Origin of the sequence: Phreatobacter sp. (assembly GCF_022843985.1) — a bacterium.
Taxonomy (GTDB): domain Bacteria; phylum Pseudomonadota; class Alphaproteobacteria; order Rhizobiales; family Phreatobacteraceae; genus Phreatobacter.
Genome location: NZ_JALHMP010000014.1, coordinates 85,635 through 101,179, shown reverse-complemented (window position 1 = coordinate 101,179; position 15,545 = coordinate 85,635). Strand labels below are relative to the sequence as shown.

General features: G+C 68.0%; 19 protein-coding genes. 11 read left to right on the top strand and 8 right to left on the bottom strand.

Annotation, left to right across the window (positions count from 1 at the left end):
• Positions 1-35 precede the first annotated feature (35 nt).
• Entirely contained in the window at positions 36-758 is a 723-nt protein-coding gene (locus Q0C57_RS11810) for a DUF4395 domain-containing protein (protein ID WP_296576608.1), read from the top strand.
• Positions 759-929: 171 nt separating this feature from the next.
• Here the strand turns inward: Q0C57_RS11810 and Q0C57_RS11805 are convergent, their stop codons facing one another.
• The gene (locus tag Q0C57_RS11805; RefSeq protein ID WP_296576606.1) at positions 930-1,232 is read right to left on the bottom strand and encodes a hypothetical protein; all 303 of its coding nucleotides are present in this window, start codon (positions 1,230-1,232) and stop codon (positions 930-932) included.
• A 63-nt stretch (positions 1,233-1,295) separates the two neighbouring features.
• On the opposite strand from Q0C57_RS11805, the gene Q0C57_RS11800 reads away from it, so the two are divergent.
• From Q0C57_RS11800 to Q0C57_RS11780, 5 genes are all read left to right on the top strand, one after another.
• Positions 1,296-4,292: an N-6 DNA methylase gene (locus tag Q0C57_RS11800; RefSeq protein WP_296576604.1), complete on the top strand. Its 2,997-nt coding sequence runs from the start codon at positions 1,296-1,298 to the stop codon at positions 4,290-4,292.
• 115 nt (positions 4,293-4,407) lie between these two features.
• Positions 4,408-5,001, top strand: coding sequence for an orotate phosphoribosyltransferase (pyrE, locus tag Q0C57_RS11795; protein WP_296576602.1), 594 nt, complete (start codon positions 4,408-4,410; stop codon positions 4,999-5,001).
• On the top strand, positions 4,998-5,459 hold the full coding sequence (locus Q0C57_RS11790) for a hypothetical protein (protein WP_296576600.1): 462 nt from the start codon (positions 4,998-5,000) through the stop codon (positions 5,457-5,459). Before pyrE ends, Q0C57_RS11790 begins: the two co-directional genes overlap by 4 nt.
• A complete protein-coding gene (acpS, locus tag Q0C57_RS11785; RefSeq protein ID WP_296576598.1) occupies positions 5,456-5,872 on the top strand; it encodes a holo-ACP synthase in 417 nt (138 codons plus the stop codon). Before Q0C57_RS11790 ends, acpS begins: the two co-directional genes overlap by 4 nt.
• Before the next feature lie 150 nt (positions 5,873-6,022).
• Complete coding sequence (locus Q0C57_RS11780) at positions 6,023-6,409, top strand: hypothetical protein (RefSeq protein WP_296576595.1); 387 nt, start codon at positions 6,023-6,025, stop codon at positions 6,407-6,409.
• 53 nt (positions 6,410-6,462) lie between these two features.
• On the opposite strand, the gene Q0C57_RS11775 is transcribed toward Q0C57_RS11780, so the two are convergent.
• The 4 genes from Q0C57_RS11775 to Q0C57_RS11760 form a co-directional block, all read right to left on the bottom strand.
• On the bottom strand, positions 6,463-7,389 hold the full coding sequence (locus tag Q0C57_RS11775; RefSeq protein ID WP_296576594.1) for an AEC family transporter: 927 nt from the start codon (positions 7,387-7,389) through the stop codon (positions 6,463-6,465).
• Between the two features lie 103 nt (positions 7,390-7,492).
• Positions 7,493-9,226 (bottom strand): IlvD/Edd family dehydratase, encoded by a 1,734-nt coding sequence (locus tag Q0C57_RS11770; RefSeq protein WP_296576592.1) that lies wholly within the window; start codon positions 9,224-9,226, stop codon positions 7,493-7,495.
• Positions 9,227-9,324: 98 nt separating this feature from the next.
• Positions 9,325-9,624, bottom strand: coding sequence for a NadS family protein (gene nadS / locus Q0C57_RS11765; RefSeq protein WP_296576591.1), 300 nt, complete (start codon positions 9,622-9,624; stop codon positions 9,325-9,327).
• A gap of 6 nt (positions 9,625-9,630) precedes the next feature.
• Complete coding sequence (locus Q0C57_RS11760; RefSeq protein WP_296576590.1) at positions 9,631-9,975, bottom strand: type II toxin-antitoxin system RelE/ParE family toxin; 345 nt, start codon at positions 9,973-9,975, stop codon at positions 9,631-9,633.
• A gap of 64 nt (positions 9,976-10,039) precedes the next feature.
• Here Q0C57_RS11760 and Q0C57_RS11755 point away from each other — a divergent pair, with 64 nt between their 5' ends.
• The 3 genes from Q0C57_RS11755 to Q0C57_RS11745 are packed head-to-tail and all read left to right on the top strand — an operon-like array spanning position 10,040 to position 12,002.
• Positions 10,040-10,477 (top strand): gamma-glutamylcyclotransferase family protein, encoded by a 438-nt coding sequence (locus Q0C57_RS11755; RefSeq protein WP_296576589.1) that lies wholly within the window; start codon positions 10,040-10,042, stop codon positions 10,475-10,477.
• A gap of 5 nt (positions 10,478-10,482) precedes the next feature.
• Entirely contained in the window at positions 10,483-11,730 is a 1,248-nt protein-coding gene (locus Q0C57_RS11750; protein WP_296576588.1) for a cyclopropane-fatty-acyl-phospholipid synthase family protein, read from the top strand.
• The gene (locus Q0C57_RS11745; protein WP_296576587.1) at positions 11,715-12,002 is read left to right on the top strand and encodes an acylphosphatase; all 288 of its coding nucleotides are present in this window, start codon (positions 11,715-11,717) and stop codon (positions 12,000-12,002) included. The genes Q0C57_RS11750 and Q0C57_RS11745 overlap by 16 nt, the downstream gene beginning before the upstream one ends.
• Positions 12,003-12,214: 212 nt before the next feature.
• Here the strand turns inward: Q0C57_RS11745 and Q0C57_RS11740 are convergent, their stop codons facing one another.
• Positions 12,215-12,787 (bottom strand): DinB family protein, encoded by a 573-nt coding sequence (locus tag Q0C57_RS11740; protein WP_296576586.1) that lies wholly within the window; start codon positions 12,785-12,787, stop codon positions 12,215-12,217.
• A gap of 13 nt (positions 12,788-12,800) precedes the next feature.
• The gene (lipB, locus tag Q0C57_RS11735) at positions 12,801-13,523 is read right to left on the bottom strand and encodes a lipoyl(octanoyl) transferase LipB (protein WP_296576585.1); all 723 of its coding nucleotides are present in this window, start codon (positions 13,521-13,523) and stop codon (positions 12,801-12,803) included.
• Between the two features lie 62 nt (positions 13,524-13,585).
• On the opposite strand from lipB, the gene Q0C57_RS11730 reads away from it, so the two are divergent.
• Together Q0C57_RS11730 and Q0C57_RS11725 are read left to right on the top strand one after the other, a co-directional pair.
• Entirely contained in the window at positions 13,586-13,828 is a 243-nt protein-coding gene (locus Q0C57_RS11730) for a FliM/FliN family flagellar motor switch protein (RefSeq protein WP_296576584.1), read from the top strand.
• A gap of 53 nt (positions 13,829-13,881) precedes the next feature.
• Positions 13,882-14,805, top strand: coding sequence for a helix-turn-helix domain-containing GNAT family N-acetyltransferase (locus Q0C57_RS11725; RefSeq protein WP_296576583.1), 924 nt, complete (start codon positions 13,882-13,884; stop codon positions 14,803-14,805).
• Between the two features lie 168 nt (positions 14,806-14,973).
• Here the strand turns inward: Q0C57_RS11725 and ruvX are convergent, their stop codons facing one another.
• Positions 14,974-15,453, bottom strand: coding sequence for a Holliday junction resolvase RuvX (gene ruvX, locus Q0C57_RS11720; RefSeq protein ID WP_296576582.1), 480 nt, complete (start codon positions 15,451-15,453; stop codon positions 14,974-14,976).
• Between the last annotated feature and the right edge of the window lie 92 nt (positions 15,454-15,545).

The following is a 15,545-nucleotide window of genomic DNA, read 5'->3' as shown; positions in this document are numbered from 1 at the left end:
CGGCGGCAGCGACCTTTCCAGCAGGACCATCAACCATGACCAGGCTCTTCCAGTTCGGGCTCGACCACCCGGCCTATCCCGTCCGCGTCCTCAACGAGCGCGAGGCCCGCGCCGGCGCCGGCCTGCTCCTGCTGCTCGCCGGCACCGCCTTCCTGCAGGCCTGGTATCTCGGCGACTTCACCCTGACCCGCATCACCGTGGTCGCCTTCTTCATCGACTTCACCATCCGCGTCCTCATCAATCCCGCCTATGCCCCGAGCCTCGTCCTCGGCCGCATCTTCGTCCGCCACCAGAAGCCGGATTATGTCGGCGCGCCGCAGAAGCGCTTCGCCTGGAGCATCGGCCTCGCCATGGCGGTGCTGATGATGGGGCTGGTGGTCTACGCCGACATGCGCGGACCGCTCATCCTCCTCGTCTGCCTGCTCTGCATCACCTTCCTCTTCTGCGAGGCGGCCTTCGGCATCTGCATCGGCTGTTCCATCTACAACCTGTTCAACCGCGAGAAGGCGCAGCTCTGCCCCGGCGGCGCCTGCGAGATCCACCGGCCCGAGGAGGTCCAGCGCCTCGTCCCCGCCCAGCTCGCCGTCCTCGCCGCCGCCGTGCTCGTGGTGGGCCTCGTCGCCTGGCAGATGCCGGCCTCGCAGGCGCGGGGCATGCGCGCCGCCACCGCCGAAGCGGAGGCCGAACGCTGCCGCGTCCCGGCCTTCGCCGTGGCGATCGGGCACGAGGAGCGGTGGAAGCGGCATAACGGGTGTTAGAGGGGGGGCCGAGTTTGAAGTCAGTGACTTGAACTCTTGGTCCGTGACCATACGGCTATGGCGCAGTCATCGCTCAAATGACGACCTGCCGATCACGGCGGAGGCGTAAAGAGGGCGAGCAACAGCAATCGACGGCCGGAAGCCGGTATCCGATGGATCCCCGATCGTCGCTCAGTGCGATGAACTGTCCGTCTCGCCGTCAGCAACAGGTTGAGTGGCGTGCAACCGGTCCATTTCCCTGTCGAACCGGGCCCAGAGCGGCTTGCCTTCCTCGCCAAGGGCATCGGTTTCGCGCTGAAAGCGGTTTTCTTCGTGCACTGCGTCCAGCGGATCGCGCCACGGAAACGTCGCGGTGGCTTCGAGCCTTGCCAGGGTCGCTTCCAGGCGCGCCCTTATGGTTGCACGCTGCGCTTGTGATAGCGAATTGCGTGCGGCATCGTCCTGCGCGAACAAATCAGCTTGGGCGAATCTCATACTGGCAAACTAAGCTCTCGGGCATGGGGCGGCAACGGGGCGGCCTCACACAGGAGGGGACAAGTGGCACAAGGTTGGCGCAGGGATCGCCTGCCCGACATCGTCCGGTCAATGGCCTCCCGGCCACGACACGAGGCGTTGCGCGGCCTCATCACGGAACTGCTCCGGGAAGGCTTCGGCGCGCCTTTCAGCGAACTGGAGCACGAGCGCTATCTCGTCGACAACAGTGGGCGTGTCGACGTCGCCTGGGGCGCGACCGTCATCGAATTGAAGAGCGATCTTCGCCGCGAGGAGCGCGACGTCGTCGCTCGGATGCCCGCCTATCTTGCCGATACGAGCAGCAGCAGTGGCCCCGGCCGCACGACCGTCGGGCTCGCGACGGATGGGGCGACCCTGGTCGCCTATACGCTCGACAATGGCACGCTTGCACGGATCGGCCGCTACGAGGTCGACGTCCAACATCCCGAACGGCTGTTGAGTTGGCTTGAGCCGCTGCTGGCGCCCGTTCCTGAGGTGTTGCCCACGCCGGCGGCGGTCGCGCTGACCTTCGGTCGCTACAGCCTCGCCTTCGGCCGCGCCTTTGCCCAGCTCGAGAGGCTGTGGTCGGAGGTCGGAGACCATCCCGAGGTGCGCTTGAAGCGCAATCTGTGGGACGGGCTGCTGCGCCAAGTTTATGGCGACGACGTGGGTAGCGACGCGCTCTTTCTCCAGCACACCTATCTGACGATCCTCGTGAAGGCGATCGCCGCGCGCGTGCTCGATCTGAATGTCGATGATCCCGCGCGGATGCTATCGGGCGCGCTCCTGCGGGATGAAGGCATCGTCGGCGCCGTCGAGGCTGACTTCTTCGACTGGCCGCTGATTGCGACCGGCGGCGACGATCTCGTGCGCATGCTCGCGGCCGAGACGATCCGCTTTCGTCTCCGCGATGTCGAGGTCGACGTTCTCAAGAGCCTGTACGAAAGCCTCATCGACCCTGATGAGCGTCACGACCTCGGGGAATACTATACGCCCGACTGGCTGGCGGCGCGGGTCGTGGCGGCTGCGGTCCCGCGTCCGCTGGAGCAGCGCGTGCTCGATCCGTCCTGCGGCTCGGGCACCTTCCTGTTTCATGCGCTGCGCCGTCTGATCGCCGCAGGCCATGATGCCGGCATGCCGCCAGCGGCCATCGTCGCCACCTGTGCCGATCGCGTCTTCGGTATCGACGTCCATCCCGTGGCGGTGGCGCTCGCACGTGTCACCTGGCTGCTGGCCCTGGGGGATGTGCTCCAGGACCGGCCGGCGACGCTTACCGTTCCGGTCTTCATGGGCGATTCCATGCAGTGGAACCTACGCCCCCTCGGCACTTCGGCGGAGGTGCTGGTCGACGTGCCACCCAATGACCCGCCCCTTCGCATTCCTGCAGGTCTTGCGAGTGACCTGACGCTGTTCGAGCTGGCACTCGATGAGCTCAATCGCGGGTTGGACGCGCTGGCGGAGCCCGAGGCGGTGCGCGACGCCATCGCCCGCGCCGGGGCGACCGAGGCAGATGCGGCGCTGCTCGGACGCACTTTCGCCCAGCTTAAGCAGCTCTTTCTCGAAGGGCGTAACCACATCTGGACCTTCGTCCTGCGCAATCTCCTGCGCCCGGTCTGGCTGTCCCACCCCGACCATCGCGCCGACGTGCTGATCGGCAATCCGCCATGGATCGTCTATCGCCATCTCAGCGCCGAGATGAAGGACCGCCTGCGCGAGGCCTTGCAGAGCTATGGCCTCTGGGTCGGTGGTAGCCTTGCGACACATCAAGATATGTTCGCGCTGTTTTGGGCGCGCGGCGCCGAACGTTATCTGCGCGAGGAAGGGACCCTTGCGCTCGTCTTGCCCTATGCCGCGCTCAACGCGCCGGTCTATGCGGCGATGCGCAATGGGACCATGCTACGCGTCAAGGTGGCGATCACCGGTGGCTGGGGGCTGGAGCGAGTCTGGCCGATCTTCGGGGCCCAATCCGGCAGCAGCACCACCAGCACCTGCGTGCTGTTCGGACGACGGGACAGCGAGGCGCCGCTGCCGGCCGAGCACGACCGCTGGGTGGGCGTTCTACCCCGGCGGGACGCGAGCGAGGCCGAGGCGGTGGAGGCCCTCGTTCATGTGCCTGCGCCGTGGCCTAGGCCGCGGACGCTGATTGCGGCCTCACCCTATCGACGGCGGTTTCGACAGGTCGCAACGTTGACGCCGCGACGCTTCTTCCTGGTCGAGCCGGTGTCGACCGGCCGTCTGCTCAGTCGCCGCGACGCGCCGCGGGTGCGGGGGCGCGTCGGAAACCTAGACAAGCGACCATGGACGACCGTCGAGCCGCCCGAAGGCCCCGTCGAAAGGGCCTTCCTGCGCCGGATCGCGCTCGGCGAGTCGGTAGCGCCCTATCGTCTGTTGGACCTCGCGACGGGGGTGGTTCCGATGGAAGACGGAGCCATCCTCAATGCGGCTAGCGCAGACGCGCGCGGGCATCGCGGGCTTGCCGGTTGGTTGCGGGATGCTGAGGGGAAGTGGAACGAGCATAGCAATAAGCAGGCGGGCGGCGACCCTCGGGTAACCCTGTCGCAGTCTCTCAATCATATGCAAAAGTTGACCCTGCAAGACGGCCGGCTGCCTATAAGAATAATCTATCCCGCGTCGGGGACGCGGCTAAGTGCATGCTGGCTAGAGGACGACCATGTAATAGTTGATAAGGACGCATATTGGTGCGAGGCAAGTTCTGTAGACGAAGCGGCTTACGTTGCGGCTATCCTGAATACGAGCATAGTTTTAAATCGTGTGAAGGATCTTCAGCCGGTCGGGCAACGCGATCCGCGCCATTTCGATAACCTGGTCGGGACCTTACCGATCCCCGAATTCGACGCCACCGAGGCCCTCCATGTCGATCTTGCGGCGGCGGCCCGTCGTGCCCACGCTGTTGCAATGGCCGCCGACCTGTCCGGCGCGGCGCATTTCACCACCAAGCGGAGGTTCATCCGGGATGCGCTGATGGCCGACGGCGTGGCGGAGGAAATAGAGCGGCTCGTGGATGCGCTCTTGCCTCCTTGATCCTGCTCGTCGGTTGGGCCGCGATGCCTTGGCGCGTCCAGATGTTTACTCCCCCTCATTGACTCTCCCCCCCATTCGTCGTCTCTCCCGTCGACCCCAGACGGACACCTGACCCATGACCCCTGACGACGTGCTCGCCGAATTCCGCGCCGCGGGCGCCCTCCTGGAAGGCCATTTCATCCTCTCCTCGGGCCGGCGGAGCCCGGTCTTCCTGCAGAAGATGTTCGTCTTCATGGACCCCGAGCGCACGGCGCGGCTCTGCGCCGCGCTGGCCGTCAAGGTGAAGGCGCAGTTCGGCACCATCGACTATGTCGTCTCGCCCGCCGTCGGCGGCATCGTGCCGGGCTACGAGACCGCCCGCCAGCTCGGCGCCAAGGCCATTTTCGTCGAGCGCGAGAACGGCGAGTTCAAGCTGCGCCGCGGCTTCGAGATTCCGAAGGGCGCCCGCGTGCTGGTGGTCGAGGACATCGTCACCACCGGCCTGTCCACCCGCGAATGCCTCGCCGCCATTGCCGGCCATCCCGGCGAGACGGTGGGGGCGGCGGTGCTGGTCGACCGCTCCGGCGGCAAGGCCGATGTCGGCGTGCCGCTGGTCTCGCTGCTCTCCTGGTATGTGCCGGACTATGCCGCCGATGCCCTGCCGCCGGAACTGGCGGCCCTGCCGGCCGTCAAACCCGGTTCGCGCGGCATCCAGGAGGCGACATCGTGACGACGCCGGCACCGGCCGGTGAACTGTCGCCCGCGGGCACCCGGCTGCTGGTCGGGCTCTTCGTCGTGCTCATCGGCCTCGTCGTGCTGGTGCCCAATGCCCTGCCGGTCCTGGCCTACTGGCAGGCGACCCGCCAGGAGGCGGTCACCGCCCGCTGGGCCGGATCGGAGACCGCGACCTCGACCCGCGACACGGTGGGCATCCCCCTTTTCGTCTTCGAGCGGCGCATCGGCCCCATGGTGCAGGAATGCCGCGTGCCGCTGGTGCAGTACCGCCACGCGCCGGGCGGCCGGCCGCTGCACGAGACCCTGCAGGTGGTGCCCGGCACGCGCTGCGAGGATCTGGTGGTGCTGAACGATCCGCCGCGCGAGCGGCTGCCGCTGATCCTGCTCGGCCTTGCCGTGCTCGCCGGCGGGCTGTGGCTGACCCTGCTGTCGCGGCGGAGGCGGCAGGCGTGATCCTCGGCATCGGCTCCGATCTCTGCGACATCCGCCGCATCGAGAAGTCGCTGGAGCGGCACGGCGAGCGCTTCACCCACCGGCTCTTCACCGATGGCGAGCGGGCGAAGGCCGAGGGCCGGGCGCACCGCGCCGCCACCTATGCCAAGCGCTTCGCGGCCAAGGAAGCCTGCGCCAAGGCGCTCGGCACCGGCATCCGCCGCGGCGTCTTCTGGAAGGATATGGGCGTGGCGAACCTGCCCTCCGGCGCGCCTACCATGGTGCTCACCGGCGGCGCGCTGGCGCGGGCGCAGGCGCTGACGCCCGCCGGCCACCGCCTGGTCATCCACCTGACCATTACCGACGATTTTCCCATGGCGCAGGCCTTCGTCATCCTCGAGGCGCTGCCGGAGAGCCCCGCCGCGGCGGGCTGAACGCCTGTTCAGGCGGTGCCACGATGCCGCCTCTTTGCGTTCAGCCAGGGTTCACCGCGGAACCGCTAAACCCCCTCCCACGTTCTTCAGGGGTCCGCAGCGAGGCGCGTCGCGCCACGAGATCCAGGGCGGACAGAAAGGGGCATCCTCATGCTTTCCCGTTCCTTCAAGGCGACCGTCGCCGCCGTCGTCGTCGCCGCCGGTGTCGCCACCCTCGCAGCCCCCGCCGAGGCGCAGCACCGCCGCCACTACCGGGGCAACCAGGGCGCCGCCATCGGTGCCGGCATCGCGCTCGGCATTATCGGCCTCGGTGCCGCGGCCATCGCCGCCGACCAGCGCCGCCAGGCCTATGAGCAGCGCTACTATTATGCGCCGCGCTATCGGTCCTATCCCGGCCCGGTCTATTACGAGGCGCCGCCGCGCGTCTATTACGAGGCGCCGCCGCGGGTCTATTACCGCGAGGTGCCGCATCGCGGCTATCGCCGGCCGCCGGCGGTGGACGAGCGCTACCCCCACACGTTCCGCCACTATCAGTGAGCGGAAGCCAACCGGATGCGTGAAGGCGGCCCCCTTGCGGGGCCGTTTTCGCGTCAGCTGGCCAGGGTCAGGACCAGCGGGATGGTGATCACCGCGATCAGCGTCTGGACGGTGAGGATCTCGGCCATGAGCGGCGCGTCGCCGCCCATCTGCCGGGCGAGGATATAGGAGCCCGAGGCGGTCGGCATGGCCGCCGACAGGATCGCCACCTGCAGGGCGACGCCGGTGACACCGAGCGCCATGGCGATGCCGCCGGCCATGGCCGGCATCAGCAGCAGTTTCAGGCCCGTTGAGATCCAGGTGATGGCGCGCGGCTTCAGCGCCGCGCGGACATCGAGGCCGGCGCCGACCAGCAGCAGCCCGGTGCCGAGCGCCGCGGCGCCCAGAATGTCGCCGAAGCGCATGGCAATGACCGGCACGGGAATGCCCATCATGTTGATGATGATGCCGATCCCGGACGACCAGACGAAGGGATTGGTGATGATCGCCTTCAGCGTCGGGCCGAGGACGATCGGCTTGTCCTGCCCATAGCGCTGCAGCATCACCACCGCCAGGACGTTGAGCAGCGGGATCATCGCCGCCACCGAGATGGCAGTAAGCGTCAGGCCGAGCTGGCCGTAGAGCGCGCCGGCCGTGGCGATGGCGACGAAGGAGTTCCACCGCGTCGCGCCCTGGAAGACCGAGGTGAAGGCCGGGCCGTCCATGGCGAGCGCGCGCGCCAGCAGCGGGCGCAGGGCCAGCAGGATGACGGTCATGCAGAGGATGCCGGCGATCAGCGCGAAGCCCATGGCCAGCACCGGGACGGCGCGCAGGTCGGCCTTGGCCATGGTCATGATGATCATGGCCGGGAAGAAGACATAGTAGGTCGCGCGCTCAAGGCCGCGCCAGCCGGCCTCCTCCATCAGCGGCATCGCCTTCAGCCAGGCGCCAAGCACGATGATGAGAAAGACCGGGGTGAGGCTGGCGATGATGGCGAACATGGCGGGACCGGTGAGGGCGGGGAGCGTCTTCGATCACGCGCGGCAGCGGGGGGCAAGCCGCGCCGCGCATGACGGGGTGCGCAAAAGGGGGAGGACCCGCCCCTCACTTCTCCAGGAAGTCGAAGTCGCAGCCCTTGTCCGCCTGGGTCACGTGGTCGAGGTAGAGCTTGCGATAGCCGCGCTGGCGCTGCCGCATGTGCTTGGGCTTCTTCCACGCCTTGCGCCGCAGGGCGAGCTCCGCCTCGTCGACCAGCAGGTCGACCCGCCGGTTCGGCACGTCGAGGCTGATCCGGTCGCCGGAGCGCACCAGCGCCAGCGGCGAGCCCTCGGCGGCCTCCGGCGTCACATGCAGCACGATGGTGCCATAGGCGGTGCCGGACATGCGCGCGTCCGAGATGCGGATCATGTCGGTGACGCCCTTCTGGGCGAGCTTCTTCGGGATCGGCAGGAGGCCCGCCTCGGGCATGCCGGGATGGCCCTTCGGCCCGGCATTGCGCATGACCAGGATGTCGTCGGCGGTGACGTCAAGGTCCGGGTCGTCGATGCGGTTGGTCATGTCCTCGACATCCTCGAAGACGACGGCGCGGCCGGTATGGACCATCAGCTTCGGGGTTGCGGCCGCCGCCTTGATCACCGCGCCGCCCGGCGCCAGCGAGCCGCGCAGCACGGCGTGGGCGCCGGTCTTTTTCAAGGGCTGGCCAAGCGAGCGGATGATGGTCTGGCCGGGGACATCCTCGGCGCGGTCGACCCAGTCGCCGAGCCGCTCGCCGGTGACGGTCGGCGCGTCGAGGTCGAGATGGTCCCTCAGCTCGCGCAGCAGGCGCGGCACGCCGCCCGACCAGTGGAAATGCTCCATGTAATGGGAGCCGGCGGGCTTGAGGTCGAGCAGGACCGGGACCTCGCGGCCGAGCCGGTCGAGCTCCTCGAGGTCCCAGGTGAGGCCGAGCCTGCCGGCAATGGCGGCGAGATGCACCACCGCATTGGTGGAGCCGCCGATGGCCTGCAGCACCACCATGGCGTTGCGCAGCGAGGCCTGGGTGATGACGTCCTTCGGCCGGCGCCCGGCGGCGGCCATCGTCACCGCCGCGCGGCCGGAGGCCTCGGCAGCGCGGATGCGGTCGGCGTGGGTCGCCGGAATCGTGCCGGTATGGGGGAGGGCCATGCCCATCGCCTCGGTGAGGCAGCCCATGGTCGAGGCTGTGCCCATGACCATGCAGGTGCCGACGGTCGGCGCCAGACGCCCCGAGACCGCCTCGATCTCCGCCTCGTCGATCGTGCCGGCGCGATGCATGGCCCAGAGCCGGCGGCAATCGGTGCAGGCGCCGAGCACCTCGCCCTTGTAATGGCCGACCAGCATCGGCCCGGTGATGAGCTGGATGGCGGGGACATCGGCGGAGGCGGCGCCCATCAGCTGCGCCGGAACGGTCTTGTCGCAGCCGCCGATCAGCACCACCGCGTCCATCGGCTGGGCGCGGATCATCTCCTCGGTGTCGATGGCCATGAGGTTCCGCAGGAACATCGACGTCGGGTTGGAGAAGCTCTCGTGGATCGACACGGTGGGGAAGGCGAAGGGCAGGCCGCCCGACAGCATGACGCCGCGCTTCACCGCCTCGATGAGCTGGCGGACATTGCCGTGGCAGGGATTGTAGTCGGAGAACGTGTCGGTGATGGCGATGATCGGCCTGTCCAGCGCATCGTCGGAAAAACCCGCTGCCTTGATGAAGGCCTTGCGCAGGAACAGGGAAAAGCCGGCATCGCCATAGGCGGTGAGCCCCTTGCGCATGCCGCGCGGGGCCTTGGTTCCCTTGCTCGTCTTCGATGTCGGGCTTTTCGCCATGGTTGTTCTCTCCCTGTCAGCGCACCAAAGCACGGGGCCGGTCGAAGGGGGAGGGGCCCGCGCGAAGGTCAGTCGCGCAGGCGATCAGGGACTGCGCGTCAGGTGCCCTGTTCGGCCGCGAGGGCCCGTTCGACGGTCTCGGGCGCGTGGTCGATGACCCTCAAGAGATTGGTCGCAATGCGGTCGGGCCTGCGCCTCTTCTGTTCCCAGTCACGGACCGTTGCCGGGGAAAGTCCGAACCGCTTGGCGAAACGGTCCTGCGACAGGTTGAGCCTCTTGCGGATCGCGGCGACGTCAATCTCTTCGGCCGCAAAGACGCGTGCCGGCGCGGCATCTCCCCGAGCGATGGCGTGCGCCTCCCTCGCGCTCTGGACAAGCCGTGATCCAAGTTTCGCCATGTCGTCCTATCTCCGTCTTGCTCTGTAATCCCGCGCGATCATCGGTAGGATCGTGGCCAGTTCGTTCCGCTCCGCCTTCGAGAGATTGGCCTTCTCCCCCTTGCCGTAGATCGCGAGCAGAAAAACCGGCACGTCGTCCCCGCCGAAATAATGGATGGTGCGGTAGCCGCCGCTCTTGCCGCTTCCCGGGCGTGCAAACCGCATCTTTCTCGCGCCGCCGGTGCCGGCGATCAGGTCGCCGGCGAGAGGGTCGGCCGCAATGACCGTGGCGATGTGCTGAAGCTCCTCATCCGTGAGGCCGGCGCGTTTCGCGTCGCTCTCGAAAGTGGGGGTCGCCAGCACGCCGTGCATGCGGCAAATATACGGCATGGCCGTATAGTGTGCAACCCGCGGCTTGGCAGGCTAGGGTCGCCTGATGCTCTATTTCGCCTATGGCTCCAACATGCATGTCCCGCAAATGGCGCGGCGGGTGCCGAAAGCGCGGCCGCTCGGCATTGGCCGGCTGGACCACCACCGCTTCTTCTTCACCTCGGACGGCTATGCCGCCGTGCGCGGGCGGCGCGGGGCGCATGTCTGGGGCGTCGTCTGGCACATTGCGGCGCGCGATGTCGCGGTGCTCGACCGCTACGAGGGGGTCGATGAGGGCTGGTACGTGAAGCGCGTCGTCCCCGTCCGCATGGCGACCGGCACGGTCTCCTGCCTCGTCTATCACGGCAGCGATGTCCGCGAGGGCCTGAGGCCCCGGCGGCGCTACTACCACGAGGCTGTCGTCGGGTCGGCGCTCGCCTGGAATCTTCCCGCCCGCTATACGGCAGGCTTCGGCCGTTTTGCACGGCATGGTTTCCGGAGCTGACCCCCATGAGCTTGCTGGCCCATCTCCTGTCGCGCTTCGTCCGGAACGGTCGCCTGACCGTCATCCACCACGACGACAGCCGCGAAAGCTTCGGCTCGGGCGTCGACGGCCCTGACGTCACGGTGAAGCTGCATGACGCGAAGGTGCAGCGCGACCTCTTCTTCAATCCCGAACTGGCGGCGGCCGAGGCCTATATGGACGGCCGCCTCACCTTCGAGAACGGCGGCAAGGTGCTGGACCTGCTCACCCTGTTCTCTGTGAACCGCGCCGGCCTCGGCTCCCATCCCGTCCAGCAGATGCTGCGCAAGGTCTGGCGGGCCCTGAAGCGGCGCCACCAGTCGAACAGGGTGGGGCAAGCGGCGGCCAATGTGTCGAGCCACTACGATCACCCCCGCGCCTTCTACGAGCTCTGGCTCGACGAGACGATGAGCTATTCCTGCGCCTATTTCGCCGAACCCGGCATGAGCCTGAAGGCGGCCCAGATCGCCAAGATGCGGCACATCGCGGCCAAGCTCGCCATCGCGCCCGGCATGACGGTCGCCGAGATCGGGTCCGGCTGGGGCGGGCTCGCGACCTATCTCGCCGTGGTCTGCGGGGCGAGGGTCACCGCCATCAACGTCTCGCCCGACCAGCTCGCGGCCTCGAAGGACCGGGTCGCCCAGGCCGGCGTCGCCGAGCGCGTGACCTTCTTCGAGAAGGACTACCGCGAGCTCACCGGCAGCTTCGACCGCGTCGTCTCGGTCGGTATGATGGAACATGTCGGGGTCAGCCATTTCGACGACTATTTCGCCACCGTGAAGCGGCTCTGCGGACCGGACGGCTATGCGATGATCCACGCCATCGGCCGCATGTCGCCACCCGGCACCACGGCGCCCTTCATCCGCAAGTACATCTTCCCCGGCGGCTATGTGCCGGCGCTCTCGGAGGTCTTCGCCTCCACCGAGCGCTGCGGCCTGTGGGTGGACGATTGCGAGGTGCTGCGCCTCCACTATTACTGGACCATCAGGGCCTGGCGCGAGAATTTTGAAGGCGTGCGGGACGAGGTCGTCGCCATGCAGGGCGAGCGCTTCGCCCGCATGTGGGAATTCTATCTCGCCGCCGTCGAACTCGGCTTCCGCGACGGCTCCAACATGGTCTACCAGCTCCTGCTGTCCGAGAAACGCGATGCGGTGCCGGTCACGCGTGACTTCATCACCGCCAGGGAGGCGGAACTGGCGACGCGGGAGGGTGGGCTGCCGTGGCGCTCCACCTGAGGATCGAAGGCATCGTCCAGGGCGTCGGCTACCGCCAGTGGTTCCGTCGCCGGGCGGAGGCGCTCGGCCTCTCCGGCTGGGTGCGGAACAGGTCGGACGACAGCGTCGAGGCGGTCATCGACGGTGCCGCCGAGGCCGTGGAGGCGCTGGTGCGCGAGGCCATGAACGGGCCGGCCGGGGCCAAGGTGGACGCCATCGCACGGCGGGCGGCGACGGCGGATGAGGCGGCGGGTAACACTCCCGGAAGCCTGGTCATCCTGCCGACGGTGTGAGTGTCATTTCCGGGTTGAAGGCCCCACCCGCACCCTCCCCGCTGCGCGGGGAGGGGACTTCGACGGTCTCGCAATGTTGAAACGGTGGTGCCTGGCGCGGCGGCCGACAACACGGCGGGCGGTCGAAGTCCCCCTCTCCTCGCGGAAGCGAGGGGAGGGTGCGGGTGGGGCCTTCCGTGGGAATGGAGGCCCTGCGGCAGCGCTAGCGCAGCCTATGCACTGTCCTTCCCCCAGACCCTCTCCTCCGTCCACCCCAACTCCGCGAACTCCGCGGCCCGGAGCGGCGCCTCGCCGATGGAGAAGAATTCGTCGAGCTGCGGCGGCTTCACCGCCGTTCCCGCCAGCATGGCATGAGCCTGGCCGCGATGGTGCACCTGGTGCTGGAAGAGGTGCAGCAGGAGCCGGTCGCGCCGCTCCACCTGCCAGCGGCTGATGCGGTTCACGCGCACCTCGCCGTCCAGCGCCTCCTCCGTCAGTCCCTCGCAAACGGCAACGAGCCGCCGGTCCACCGCCGCCTGTTCACGCCGGAGGTCCGCAAGGGCGGGGAAGGGCACCTCGTTCTCCCAGGCCTTCGGCCCGAGATCGCCGCCCTCCAGCGCATCGACATAGAACCAGTCGATGACGAGGTTGTGGTTCAGCGTCGCCTGGAGGCTGGGGAAGAAGCTGGTCCGCGTCGCGGCGAAGTCCTCAGGCGTCAGCCCGGCGCAGGCGGTCAGCAGGCGATGGTTGGCCCAGGCGTTGTTGTAGGCCATGGCGCGGAAGGTCTGGACATGCGACGCGGGCATGGCGGGTGCTCCCTCAGGTGGTGGCGCCAACCCCCGGCACCGTCGGCCCGAAACGTTGCTCGAACGTGGTCCGCAAGATGGCATCAACCTCGGGCATGGTCACCGGCAGGCCGAGATCGACCAGGCTGGTGACGCCATAGCGCGGATCAGCGATCCCGCAGGGCACGATGCCGTCGAAATGGCTGAGGTCCGGCTCGACGTTGAGCGAGATGCCGTGCAGCGTCACCCAGCGCTTCACGCGGATGCCGATGGCGGCGATCTTGTCCTCGCAGCCTTCGCCCTTGTCCGGCCGCTTCACCCAGACGCCGACGCGGTCCTCGCGCCGCTCGCTGCGGATGTTGAAGGCGGCGAGGGTGCCGATGATCCAGTCCTCCAGCGCCGCCACGAAGACCCGCAGGTCGCGCTTGCGCCGGTTGAGGTCGAGCATGACATAGGCCACCCGCTGGCCCGGGCCGTGATAGGTCATCTGCCCGCCGCGGCCGGCCTCGAAGACCGGGAATCGCGCATCGACGACGCCGTCGGCACCTGTCGAGGTGCCGGATGTGTAGAGCGGCGGGTGTTCGAGGAGCCAGACGCGCTCGCGGGCGGTCCCCGCCGTGATGGCGGCGACATGGGCCTCCATCGCCGCGAGAGCCTCCGCATAGGGCACGAAACCCTCGCGGATGACCCACTCGACCGGCGGCGCACCGGCAGGCGCGCCGAGATGAAGCACCAGATTGGCACGATCGTTTACCACTCGTTCACCATGTTGGGTCAGGGTGGTCAGGAACCCGCGACGTGCGTTTGGCAAAAGGCGACATGGCCCAGCTCGAAACCGTTTCCCTCGACATCTCGGTGGTCCTCGGCACGACGGTGATGCCGATTCACCAGATGCTGCGCATGGCCCGCGGCGCCATCATCGAACTCGATGCCACGGAGGACGACGAGGTGCAAATCCTCGCCAACAACATGCCGATCGCCCGCGGCCAGGTCGTCATCAACGGCAACCGGATCGGCGTCCAGATCACCGAAATGCTGCCGCGCCCCATCGAGCTGCGCTGATAATTGACTCCGTCAACTAAAACGCCGAGCCTTCTTCCGGGAGGGCTCATGCCATGGCTGCCGACCTCGACGACCAGATCGCCGCCATCCGCGGCTTCAACCGTTTCTACACCCGCGCCATCGGGCTTCTCGGCCGCTATCTCGGCGGCCCATGGTCGCTCACCGAGGCGCGGGTCCTCTACGAGCTCTTTACCCGCGATGGCCTGACGGCCCGGGATCTCGGCCAGGACCTGGGGCTCGATGCCGGCTATCTGTCCCGGATCCTCAGGCGCTTCGAGGCCGACGGCTATCTCGTCCGCACCGTGTCACCGGCGGATGGCCGTTGTCAGGTCCTGGCGCTGACGCAAGCCGGCCGCCTGGCTTTCGCGCCCTATGACAGAGCCTCCCGCGAGGAGGTGGCCACCATGCTTGCCCGCCTTGGTTCCGGAGACCGCGACCGCCTCGTCGGTGCCATGGCGACGCTCGCAGGCCTCATGGCGGGGGAGGGGCCGGAGGTCGTGATCCGCCGCCACCGCCCCGGCGATATCGGCGCCATCGCAGCCGGCCAGGCGCGCGTCTACACGGAGGAATATGGCTGGAACGACGAGTTCGAGGCGCTGGTGGCGGAGATCGGCGCGGCCTTTCTCAAGGACAATGACCCGGCGAGGGAGCGTGCCTTCATTGCGGACAGGGCCGGCGAGGTGGTGGGGTCGGTGTTCTGTGTCGATGGCGGTGAGGGAATCGCCAAGCTCAGGATGCTCTATGTCGACGCCTCCCAGCGCGGCACCGGCCTCGGCCGCCGGCTGGTCCGGGAATGCATCGCCTTCGCGAAGGATGCCGGCTACGCGGGAATGACGCTCTGGACCAATGACTGCCTCGCCGCCGCCCGGCGCATCTATGTCGCCGAAGGCTTCGTGCTGGCGGCGGAGGAGCAGCACCATTCCTTCGGTGTCGACCTCGTTGGCCAGAACTGGACGCTGGATTTCAGGAGGATGTGAGCGGCCACTGGCGTTCACGGCACGGCTCGCGAACCTGCGTCGTCATGCCCGGGCTCGTCCCGGGCATCCACGAATTCCTGTCGGCGCGGTGGTCAAGTCGTGGATGCCCGGGACGAGCCCGGGCATGACGAAAAGTCGGAGCCAGAACGGTGTCGGTCCCTTCGTGCCCTACCGCCCCTCGAAATCCCCGTATCCCAGCCGGTCGAGGAACCCCTGAAGGATATAGGCGGCGGCCATCTTGTCGACGAGCTCGGCCCGCCGCGCCCGCGAGGCATCGGCCTCGAGCAGGGTCCGCGTCACCGCCGCCGTCGACATGCGCTCGTCCCAGAACACGATCGGCAACTCCGTCTTCGGCACGAGGTTGCGGACGAAGGCGCGGGTCGACTGGGCGCGCGGGCCCTCGGTACCGTCCATGTTCTTCGGCAGGCCGATGACCAGCGCCCCGGCATCATGCTTCGCCGCGAGCGCCAGCAGCGCCGCCACGTCGGGGGTGAATTTCACCCGCCGGATCGTCTCCAGCGGCGTCGCAATGGTCCAGTTCACGTCGCAAAGGGCGAGGCCGATGGTCTTGGTGCCGAGGTCGACCCCGAGCAGGCGCCGGCCGCTTGCGACCTGGTCACGCAGCGCGTTCGGTTCGACAATGGCCATCCGTGCCCGAATCCCTGGGGTTGCATTGAGGGTGTCACGCGCCAGCCTATACTCCGCTTCGACCACCACTCCCATCCGGTCCCTCAAGGAGG

Excerpts from the sequence above, each read along its gene's own strand:
- Q0C57_RS11810 (WP_296576608.1), top strand. The coding sequence starts at position 36 with ATGACCAGGCTCTTCCAGTTCGGGCTCGACCACCCGGCCTATCCCGTC.
- Q0C57_RS11725 (WP_296576583.1), top strand. The coding sequence starts at position 13,882 with ATGGCTGCCGACCTCGACGACCAGATCGCCGCCATCCGCGGCTTCAAC.
- Q0C57_RS11755 (WP_296576589.1), top strand. The coding sequence starts at position 10,040 with ATGCTCTATTTCGCCTATGGCTCCAACATGCATGTCCCGCAAATGGCG.
- Q0C57_RS11760 (WP_296576590.1), bottom strand. The coding sequence starts at position 9,975 with ATGCACGGCGTGCTGGCGACCCCCACTTTCGAGAGCGACGCGAAACGC.
- Q0C57_RS11770 (WP_296576592.1), bottom strand. The coding sequence starts at position 9,226 with ATGGCGAAAAGCCCGACATCGAAGACGAGCAAGGGAACCAAGGCCCCG.
- Q0C57_RS11750 (WP_296576588.1), top strand. The coding sequence starts at position 10,483 with ATGAGCTTGCTGGCCCATCTCCTGTCGCGCTTCGTCCGGAACGGTCGC.
- Q0C57_RS11775 (WP_296576594.1), bottom strand. The coding sequence starts at position 7,389 with ATGTTCGCCATCATCGCCAGCCTCACCCCGGTCTTTCTCATCATCGTG.
- ruvX (WP_296576582.1), bottom strand. The coding sequence starts at position 15,453 with ATGGCCATTGTCGAACCGAACGCGCTGCGTGACCAGGTCGCAAGCGGC.
- Q0C57_RS11740 (WP_296576586.1), bottom strand. The coding sequence starts at position 12,787 with ATGCCCGCGTCGCATGTCCAGACCTTCCGCGCCATGGCCTACAACAAC.
- Q0C57_RS11805 (WP_296576606.1), bottom strand. The coding sequence starts at position 1,232 with ATGAGATTCGCCCAAGCTGATTTGTTCGCGCAGGACGATGCCGCACGC.
- Q0C57_RS11730 (WP_296576584.1), top strand. The coding sequence starts at position 13,586 with ATGGCCCAGCTCGAAACCGTTTCCCTCGACATCTCGGTGGTCCTCGGC.
- pyrE (WP_296576602.1), top strand. The coding sequence starts at position 4,408 with ATGACCCCTGACGACGTGCTCGCCGAATTCCGCGCCGCGGGCGCCCTC.
- nadS (WP_296576591.1), bottom strand. The coding sequence starts at position 9,624 with ATGGCGAAACTTGGATCACGGCTTGTCCAGAGCGCGAGGGAGGCGCAC.
- Q0C57_RS11780 (WP_296576595.1), top strand. The coding sequence starts at position 6,023 with ATGCTTTCCCGTTCCTTCAAGGCGACCGTCGCCGCCGTCGTCGTCGCC.